Source organism: Streptomyces sp. NPDC060198 (genome assembly GCF_042728415.1).
In the GTDB taxonomy this organism is placed as follows: domain Bacteria; phylum Actinomycetota; class Actinomycetes; order Streptomycetales; family Streptomycetaceae; genus Streptomyces.
In genome coordinates this window covers 1-3,040 of record NZ_JBHWZJ010000574.1, presented here as the reverse complement: position 1 = coordinate 3,040, position 3,040 = coordinate 1, and the positions used below count along the sequence as shown (strand labels likewise).

Annotated in this window: 2 protein-coding genes and 1 riboswitch; both genes read left to right on the top strand. The window is 72.8% G+C overall.

The window, feature by feature from the left end; all coding sequences use genetic code 11:
* Positions 1-92 precede the first annotated feature (92 nt).
* Positions 93-213, top strand: a riboswitch (ZMP/ZTP riboswitch).
* 37 nt (positions 214-250) lie between these two features.
* Entirely contained in the window at positions 251-1,540 is a 1,290-nt protein-coding gene (glyA, locus tag ACFWEP_RS33620; protein WP_387375937.1) for a serine hydroxymethyltransferase, read from the top strand.
* 144 nt (positions 1,541-1,684) lie between these two features.
* Entirely contained in the window at positions 1,685-3,001 is a 1,317-nt protein-coding gene (locus ACFWEP_RS33615; RefSeq protein ID WP_387375935.1) for a cytochrome P450, read from the top strand.
* Positions 3,002-3,040 lie beyond the last annotated feature (39 nt).

The following is a 3,040-nucleotide window of genomic DNA, read 5'->3' as shown; positions in this document are numbered from 1 at the left end:
TGCGTGGACGGGGGAGCGCCCTCGCGCCGCGCCTCGACCCGTGCGCCGTCCGACGTATTCCCGAGCGGGCGCCCGCCCCGAGCGGGTAACGTCGTGCGTGCCGCGACTGGCGTGCGCCCCTGGGGCGTTGCGTGGAACCGACCACGAGGAAGCGGCACGCTCCGGCCTGGCCGGAGGACCACCGCCGGAGGGCCGTCCGCCTGGGCATCCGGGTCCATGCCGCACGACGCGGCCGACCCGGGAGAGTCTCGTGACCGCACCCGCACCCGCTCTGGAAACCGCCACCCGACCGGCGCTCGCCGCCTCCGATCCCGTACTCGCCGGGCTGATCGACGCGGAGGAGCGGCTGCAAGCCGACACCCTGCGGATGATTCCCAGCGAGAACTACGTCTCCGCCGCCGTGCTGGAGGCTTCCGGCACCGTTCTCCAGAACAAGTACTCCGAGGGCTATCCCGGCCGCCGCTACTACGAGGGCCAGCAGGTCATCGACCAAGTCGAGACACTGGCCGTGGAGCGCGCCAAAGCCGTCTTCGGCATGGCGCACGCCAACGTGCAGCCGTACTCGGGTTCCCCCGCCAATCTCGCCGTCTACCTGGCGTTCTGCGCCCCCGGCGACACCGTCCTCGGCATGGGCCTGCCGATGGGCGGCCACCTCACCCACGGCTGGGACGTCTCCGCCACCGGCACCTGGTTCCGCGGGGTGCGTTACGGCGTGCGGCGTGACACCGGGCGGATCGACCTGGACGAAGTCCGTGACCTGGCCCTCGCCGAACGCCCCAAGGTGATCTTCTGCGGCGGTACGGCCGTGCCCCGCACCATCGACTTCGCGGGCTTCGCCGAGATCGCCCGCGAGACCGGGGCCGTGCTGGTCGCCGACATCGCCCACATCGCCGGGCTGGTCGCCGGCGGAGCGCACCCCTCGCCGGCCCCGTACGCGGACGTCGTCTCCACCACCACGCACAAGACGCTGCGCGGGCCGCGCGGCGCGATGCTGCTCAGCACGGCCCAGCACGCGCGCGCCCTCGACCGGGCGGTCTTCCCGGGCCTCCAGGGCGGTCCGCACAACCAGACCACCGCCGCCATCGCGGTTGCGCTCGGCGAGGCCGCCCGCCCGGAATTCTCCGGCTACGCCCACCAGGTCGTCGCGAACGCCCGCCTCCTCGGCGAGGAACTGGCGGGGCGGGGATTCGACCTGGTCTCCGGCGGCACCGACAACCACCTCCTCCTGATCGACCTCACCAACAAGGACGTGCCGGGCAAGACCGCCGCCAAGGCGCTGGACCGGGCGGGCATCGTGGTGAATCACAACTCCGTGCCGTACGACACCCGTAAGCCCTTCGACCCGTCCGGCATCCGCATCGGTACCCCCGCCCTCACCACGCGCGGCATCCCGGCCTCCGCGATGGCGGAGGTGGCGGCCTGGATCGACACCGTGGTCGACGCGGCACGCACCGGCGACGAGACCGTGATCGCCCGGGTCAGGGCCGAGGTCAAGGAGTTGATGGACGCCCACCCCGCGCCGGGCCTGCCGCTCGCCTGACCGCCGGGCGAGGAGGCGGTACGGGCGTCCCGTACCGCCTCAGGGGCGACGGCGGGAAAAACGACACCCTCCTCCGCTTGCCGAAGAACCGTCTCTGCGGCCAATGTCCAGACAGGCACGAGCCGTCCAGGAAAGAGACACACCATGCACACGAACCACGGCGACGTCGTCGCTGCCCCCGCCACCCTCTCCGAGCCCGCCGCCGGCCCCGCCGCGCGCTGCCCGTTCCGGCTCGACCCGGCCGGTACCGACATCCAGGGCGAGGCCGCCCGCATCCGCGCGGGCGGCTCGGCCACCCGGATCGAACTGCCGGAAGGCGTCCCGGCCTGGGCCGTCGCCGACCCGGCCGTCATCACCCGGCTGCTCACCTCCCCGGCCGTCTCCAAGGACGCCGCCCAGCACTGGCCCGCCTGGATCGACGGCGAGGTCGGGCCCGACTGGTCACTGGCCCTGTGGGTCTCCATACGCAGCATGTTCACGGCGTACGGCCCCGCCCACACCCGGCTGCGCAAGCTCGTCTCCGGCGCCTTCACCGCCCACCGCACCAAGGCCCTGGCCCCCGTCGTCCTCCGGATCGCGGAGGAACTGCTCGACGAGATCGAAGCGTTGCCCGAGGGCGAACCGGTGGACCTGCGCGCCCGGTACGCCGGACCGCTGCCCGCACGCCTGATCTGCGAACTGTTCGGCGTGACCCTGGCCAGCCGCGACCGGCTCTGCACCCTGTTCGACGCCCTGTTCAGCACCGCGACCCCGGCCGAGGAGGTACGCGCCCACGCCGGGGAGCTGTACGGCATCCTCCACGAACTCGTCGCCGTCAAGCGGGAGACCCCCGGCGACGACCTCACCAGCGCCCTGGTCGCCATCCAGCGCGAGCAACTCGCCTCCGGTGCCCCGGACCCCCTGGAGGACCAGGAACTCCTCGACACCCTCGTCCACTTCCTGTCGGCCGGTTACGAGACCACCATCAACCTGATCGACCACGCCGTCCACGCGCTGCTCACCCACCCCGAGCAGCTCGAACTGATCCGCACCGGCAAGGCCGAGTGGGCCGACGCGATCGAGGAGACCCTGCGCTGGGAGCCGGCCGCCGCGAACCTCATGCTCCGGTACGCAGTCGAGGACCTCGACCTCGGCGACGTGGTCGTGCCGAAGGGCGACGCGCTCGTGATGGCCGTCGCCGGGGCGGGCCGCGACGAGGGCCTCCACGGACCGGACGCCGGATCGTTCGACCTGACCCGGGCGACCCGCCGCGACCACCTGGCCTTCGGGTACGGCGTCCACCACTGCATCGGGGCGCCCCTCGCCAGGATGGAGGGCGCGACGGCCCTCTCCGCACTCTTCGCCCGGTTCCCCGGACTCCACCTCGCCGTACCCTCGTCGTCCCTGCGCCCCGTGAAGTCCTTCATCTCCAACGGCCACCAGGAGCTTCCCGTCCTGCGGCACGGGCCCGCGGCCGAGTAACCGGACACCGTCCGCCGCCGGGGAAGGCCGGTGGCGGAC